This is a genomic window from Methanocrinis sp., assembly GCF_049974945.1.
GTDB lineage: Archaea > Halobacteriota > Methanosarcinia > Methanotrichales > Methanotrichaceae > Methanocrinis.
On the sequence record NZ_JBNGCU010000095.1, the window covers coordinates 1 to 5,947 of the forward strand.

Annotated in this window: 7 protein-coding genes; all 7 read left to right on the plus strand. The window is 58.5% G+C overall.

The features are described 5' to 3' along the window. A partial coding sequence (locus ACP5EL_RS08610; protein WP_428402101.1) for a permease occupies positions 1-1,016 on the plus strand: 1,016 nt, incomplete at its 5' end. Between the two features lie 49 nt (positions 1,017-1,065). Beyond that, positions 1,066-1,611: a DUF7594 domain-containing protein gene (locus tag ACP5EL_RS08615; RefSeq protein WP_428402102.1), complete on the plus strand. Its 546-nt coding sequence runs from the start codon at positions 1,066-1,068 to the stop codon at positions 1,609-1,611. A gap of 104 nt (positions 1,612-1,715) precedes the next feature. Then, positions 1,716-2,807 carry a cytochrome c biogenesis CcdA family protein gene (locus ACP5EL_RS08620; RefSeq protein ID WP_428402103.1) on the plus strand — a complete coding sequence of 364 codons (1,092 nt, stop codon included), beginning with the start codon at positions 1,716-1,718 and terminating at the stop codon, positions 2,805-2,807. Positions 2,808-2,969: 162 nt separating this feature from the next. Next, a complete protein-coding gene (locus ACP5EL_RS08625; RefSeq protein WP_428402104.1) occupies positions 2,970-4,457 on the plus strand; it encodes a sulfurtransferase in 1,488 nt (495 codons plus the stop codon). A gap of 63 nt (positions 4,458-4,520) precedes the next feature. Continuing rightward, entirely contained in the window at positions 4,521-4,754 is a 234-nt protein-coding gene (locus ACP5EL_RS08630; RefSeq protein WP_048144931.1) for a thioredoxin family protein, read from the plus strand. A 6-nt stretch (positions 4,755-4,760) separates the two neighbouring features. Further along, positions 4,761-5,156 (plus strand): putative zinc-binding protein, encoded by a 396-nt coding sequence (locus ACP5EL_RS08635; protein ID WP_428402105.1) that lies wholly within the window; start codon positions 4,761-4,763, stop codon positions 5,154-5,156. A gap of 26 nt (positions 5,157-5,182) precedes the next feature. Beyond that, positions 5,183-5,536: a 4Fe-4S dicluster domain-containing protein gene (locus ACP5EL_RS08640; protein ID WP_428402106.1), complete on the plus strand. Its 354-nt coding sequence runs from the start codon at positions 5,183-5,185 to the stop codon at positions 5,534-5,536. Positions 5,537-5,947: the final 411 nt, after the last annotated feature.

Below are 5,947 nucleotides of genomic sequence, written 5' to 3' on the forward strand. Positions count from 1 at the left end.
CGGCCCACGTCCTCACCTGCCTCATACCGGCCTTCTTCATCGCCGGAGCCATAGCAGCGCTTCTGCAGAGGGAGGCGGTCCTGAAGTACTTCGGAAAAGACGCCCCCAAGTGGCTCTGCTACTCCGTCGCCTCCACCTCCGGCACCATCCTCGCGGTCTGCAGCTGCACCATCCTTCCCATGTTTGCGGGAATCCACCGGCGGGGGGCGGGGATCGGTCCCGCCACTGCGTTCTTATTCGCAGGCCCGGCCATCAACCTTCTGGCCGTGGTCCTGACCGCTCGGGTCCTGGGGCTGGACCTCGGCGCCGCGAGGGTCGTCGCAGCCGTATCCATGGCCGTCATCATCGGCCTGGTCATGGCCGCCATCTTCGAGCGAGGACAAAAAGAGGTGGAAGAGACGAAGGCCTGCGAGATCCCTCCCTCGCAAGCTGGAGGCGGGGATGAGAGGCCCGGCTACATCCCGCCCCTCTTCGTGGGAGTTCTGGTGGCCGTCCTTCTCGTCGCCACCTCGGGGCTCGCCCTCCTGCCCAAGGCCGCCCTCGTCTCGATCCTGGTCCTGGCCTCGGCGTGGCTCTTGAACGCCCACTTCTCCGATATGGAGAAGGCCTCCTTCTTCGGGGAGACCTGGTGGCTCGCCAAGAGGATCTTTCCTCTGCTGCTGGTCGGGACCCTCATAACGGGGATCATCGGCTACTATCTCCCCGTGGACCTGATACGGATGGTCTTCGGAGAGAGCGACTTTTTCGCCTGTCTCGTCGCCTCGGTGATAGGAGCCCTCCTGTACATGCCGACCCTCCTGGAGGTTCCCATCGTCGGAACCATGTTCGGCTACTCCACCGGGGCTATGGCTTCGGGCCCCGCTCTGGCCCTCCTCCTGGCCGGCCCCTCCATGAGCCTGCCGAACATGATCGTCATCTGGCGGATAATCGGATCGAAGAGGGCGAGCGTCTACACCACCCTGGTAGTCCTCCTGTCGACGGCGATGGGGATGATCTACGGGGCTTTAGCATTCTGATTTAATGGATTTGGAGTGGATATAGATGAAATCTAAAGGCACTGGATTTGTGGGACTTCTGTCAGCGGCCCTCATCTTTCTGCTGGCAGGGATGGCGGCGGCGGGGACCATCTCCCCGGAGCTTGTGGTGGACACCTACATGGACGCAGAAGAGGAGGACGAGACCTTCTCCGACGAAGAGATCCTCTGGGCCACCTCTGAAGACTGCGATCCGGTGAGGATAACCTTCCTCACCTTCCGAGAGATGGTGATGCTGGCAGACCAGATCGAGTCAGGGGAGCTTCGGATGTACGTCGCAGAGGTCGACTCTCCCGGTGAGGTGACCCTTTACTTCTACGATATGGCGGTCCTGGAGACCGAGACCTGGGCCGACCTCCCCTCATACGACGAGGAGTCCTTCGCCACCATCGAGATCGAAGAGGAGGAGGGGTGGGCCGCATGGGACGCCACATCTCTCGTAAAGAAAGCAGCGACAGAGTGCAGCGAGGGCTGCCCCTTCACCGCGGTGCTGGTGGCCGAAGGCGACGCATCCATCGGCTTTAGATCGATGGAAGGGTCCGACGACGAGATGGCGGTTCTGGAGTACACCGCCTGAAGTCGATTGGTGGAAGTTCGGGATGGTCAAGATGAGCAAGCAAGATGGCAGGACCTTCACCCTCCCTCCTGCCATCATCCATTTATCCTCGATCGCGGATTCCGATGAATAAAACTGACTTTGCAAGCCGAAAAAGCCTCTTTATAGCCCTGACCTTATCCCTCCTCTTCATCCTGGGGACCGTGGCCGTGGCGGGCCAAGAGGTCATCCTGATAACCTCGCCGGGCTGCACCAAGTGCGCCGCTGCGGGCAGGATCCTCGACGACGTCATCGAAGACTACCCAGGATACTCGGTCAGGGAGGAGATCTTTTACAGCGACGAAGGTCGGCGGATCATAAAAGAGCATAACGCCAAAGATATGCCCTCGGTCGTCATCGGCGGCTCGGTCATCGGCTACCGGGACTACGACGGGGACGAGAAGAAGCTGGAGGAGATGATCAGGGCTGCTTTGGAGGGGGAGGTGGCCCCACCCTCCGTCAGCGAGGAGGATGGCGATATCGTCTCCCTCGACGGCGTCTCGATATCGTCGGCGCTGGCGATACTGGCGGCGGGGCTCATCGCAGGGTTCAACCCCTGTCTCCTGGCGGTTCTGGTATTCCTCGCCAGCATGACCCTCTCGCGATCCGGACGGAAGCGGGACCTGGCGGCGATGGTCGGGTTCTTCTGTCTGGGGATCTTCGCAATGTACTACCTCTTCGGCCTGGGGCTCTTCCGGCTCTTCTCGATCCCGTCCTTCGAATCGAGCTTTCGGCTGGTTCTGACTCTGCTCCTCCTCGTCCTGGGAGCCACCCAGATCGAGGACGCGAGGAGGCTTCACCGGAGCGGCATCTCCCTCTTCAAGGTCGATTGGGCCCTGGGTTACTTCAAAAAGTCCCTGGAGAGCTACAGCATCTTCTCCTACTTCCTCATAGGTGCCCTATTCTCCCTCGTCAAGGCTCCTTGCGTCGGGGCGGTCTACATCGCCATCATCGGGATCATCCAGTCCCAGGGTTACGCCTCCAGCGGGGCGGTGTACCTCCTCCTGTACAACCTGGGAGTAGTCCTCCCGGTCCTGTTGCTCGGGATGATAATCGCCCTCGGGATGTCTCCGGATCAGGTAGATAAATTCAGGCACGACCACAGGGTGGCGATCCGGCTCGTTACGGGCATCACCCTGGCGGGGCTTGCGCCCTTGATATGGTGGCAGATATTATGACGATCAGTTGTAATCGGGTATTCAAACGCGAGGTGTTGTCTTTTGAGCAGATGGTGTTATAACATGAAGGAAGGTGGCAGAGCGATCAAGAGAGAGGCTTTCCCGTCAGATCCGGTTATGGGGGGGCCGTTTATTGGAGGGCCCGCTCGAAGGAAGGGGCAGATGGAGACGGCCCCGGGCCATAAGGAGGAGAGATTCCGTTTCAAGGGTTTTTCGACCCTCATCATCGTTCTTCTGGCCCTGGGCGGCCTCTTTCCCCCGGTCGCCATCGCAAACGCCGCGGATTGTGACTTCTGTATCGACTACTCCAAGGACTACGACTCTCAGGTGGCGTCCCTGAGGGCTTCGTCGGGGCACGTCGGCGCAGCTCAGCCCACCGGCTCGAAGAACCCCGTATCGATAAACCCGGCATCAAACAGCCTGATAAATAACCCCGCCGACGAGATGGTCCCCGGCGCGGAGAAAAATGGCACCAGCGGCTATCTGATCCCCATATCCGGGGTCTCGACGGAGGACCTGATCCTGGACATCAGCCCCGAGGCGGACGAGTACATCGAGGGGGCGATCAACGTAAACTACGAGGATTTCATCACCACAGATGCCCGGATCAAGTCCGCGTCGGAGATAGCCGAGATTCTGGGGGACGCCGGGATATCGAGGGACGACTCGGTGGTCATATACGGCGAATGTCTCCCCTGCGGCGGAGGACCGGTCCCGGCCACCTTCACCTACTGGCTCCTCAAGTATCTCGGCCATGACCAGGTGAGGATCCTGGACGGCGACGTCGAGGACTGGAAAGCGGCGGGCCGATCCGCCAGCGAGGCTCCTGCGACGAGGCCTGCGAGAGATTACATCCCCAAGATAAACTCCGACATCCTCGCCACATACGATTATGTAAAGAGCGGCGAGGCCCAGATAGTGGACGCGAGGGTCGCCGAGGCGGCGGGGATGGCCTCGATATCTGGCTCCATCAACCTTCCCGCTGAGACGATCCTCGAGGGCGATCAGATCAAAGACGTGACGGATCTGGAGAGAGTATTCAAAGATCTGAGCAGGGATCAGCCAGTTGTTGTATACACCAACACCGGGGTCAACGCGGCCGTATCCTGGTTCGCCCTGGAGATGACCGGCCACGACGCCATGCTCTACTCCTGGAGAGACTGGCTTGAGAACCAGCCCACACTCGACCTGGAGCTCGTGGAGGCGACGGCAGATCCCAACCCGGTGAACTCTGGCAGATCGGTCAGGATAACTGCGACCTTTGAGAACCCCATCTTCCAGTCCCTCGAAGATGCGCCAGAAGTCGCCGAGCCGAAGCTCACCATTCTTGGATGTGTCACCTGCGGCTTCGGGTCGCCTCAGAACTTCGCCAAACTGGACTCCAACTCAGGGACGATCCAGATAGGATCGTCGGCATCCAGGCCCTCCGAAACCGTCCAGAACCTCATGAAGTGCACCGCCATCATCAGCGGTCGCGACGGGATGGAGGCGGGAAGAGCGAGCCTCCTCCAGACGACGGAGGGGAGGTACGCAGGTGTATGGAGCGCTGATGTGGACCCAGGCTTATACAGCCTGAGCATCCTCGCATCGCGGTCCGGCTCCACAAGGTACTTCCAGGACGTCCTGGATATTGAGGTGGCAGATGGATAAATACGATCAAGGACGAGGTTTTCTGTGAAGTTCCGAGCAGGGTTGAGGATGTGAAAAAATATGGTGAAGATAGAGGTTCTGGGAACGGGATGTGCCAAGTGCAAGTCTCTTGCAAAGAACGTTGAGAAGGCGGTGGCAGAGGCCGGGGTTGAGGCGGAGGTCGTGAAGGTGGAGAGCCTCCAGGAGATCATGAACCGCGGAGTGATGATGACCCCTGCCCTCTTCATCGACGGCGAGGCGGTGGCCGTAGGAAGGGCCCCCTCTGTGGCTGAGATAAAAGGTATGCTCAAGAGGTGACAAATCATGCTCGAAGAAGAGAATGAGCGGAAGGAAGAGGGGTGCCTCTGCGCCTCCGGTGACATCCTCTTTTTGGCGTGTGCAGGAGGCTCGAACGTCGGCCAGATATCAAACCAGGCCGCCGTGGAGCTGGCCAAAGAGGGGAAAGGCAGGCTTTTTTGCTTGGCGGGGATCGGCGCCCACATCGACGCCATGATCCTGCCGGCCAAGGAGAGAAAGCTGGTGGCGATAGACGGGTGTCCCGTCCCGTGCGCGAAGAAGATCCTGGATCATGCAGGGCTTCCGGTCGCCCTATCGGTGGTGATCACCGACCTCGATATAGAGAAGACTCCAATGCTCGAGGTCGATGCCGCCGACTGCAAGAGGGTGGTGGAGAAGACCAAAGAAGGTCTGAGGGCTTAGCTCTTCTACAAAATGGGGTTTTATAAATGGCCTGGTTGGTAGGATACCCGAGAGAGAAGATAAACTGGCACCCCACCATCGACCCGGAGAAGTGCGTCAAGTGTGGGATGTGCATGAACTGCGGAAGGAACGTATATGACTGGACCGAGGACGGCCCTGTGGTGGCCCGGCCCAAGCAGTGTGTTGTCGGCTGTAGCACCTGCGCCAACCTCTGTATGGGTGAAGCCATAAGCTTCCCTGATATCCAGAAGGTACGGGATATCTACAAGCGAGAGAAGATCTGGGCCAAGGTTAAGAGGCAGCTGGAGGAGGTGGGAAGGCTGAGGTCGAAGGCAAAGCCTCGGGAGGAAGGCGGTTGCGGCTGCCAGTCCGAGGGTTGAAATGGGTACGACTTTTTCGATCAAGCGAGGGGTAAGATCTCGAGTCAGACGGTGGCCAACGTCTGCACCGAGACGTTATCCCTCCCGCGAATTCGTGGATTTGTTGACCTTGGCCGCCTTCGGTCTTCATAAAAGGAGGTCCGGATCCGTAGCACTATCACCATCGTCTTCGACCTTCTATCTCTTTTTCCCTCGTGGTGGCGTTAACATTCGGACAGTGGCGCAACCGGTGGAGGGGTCTTCATTTGTCGAATTTGAATTCTATACAGCTTGTTAACTTTGGTTGCTTTCGTAATTTGTTTTAATTCTATCATGGCCCTATTTATGTATATTATATCAATATAGATTAATGTTTGCATCTTTGAGATCAAGTGAATTGGTGGATTTATTTATGTATTTTGTCTAAATATG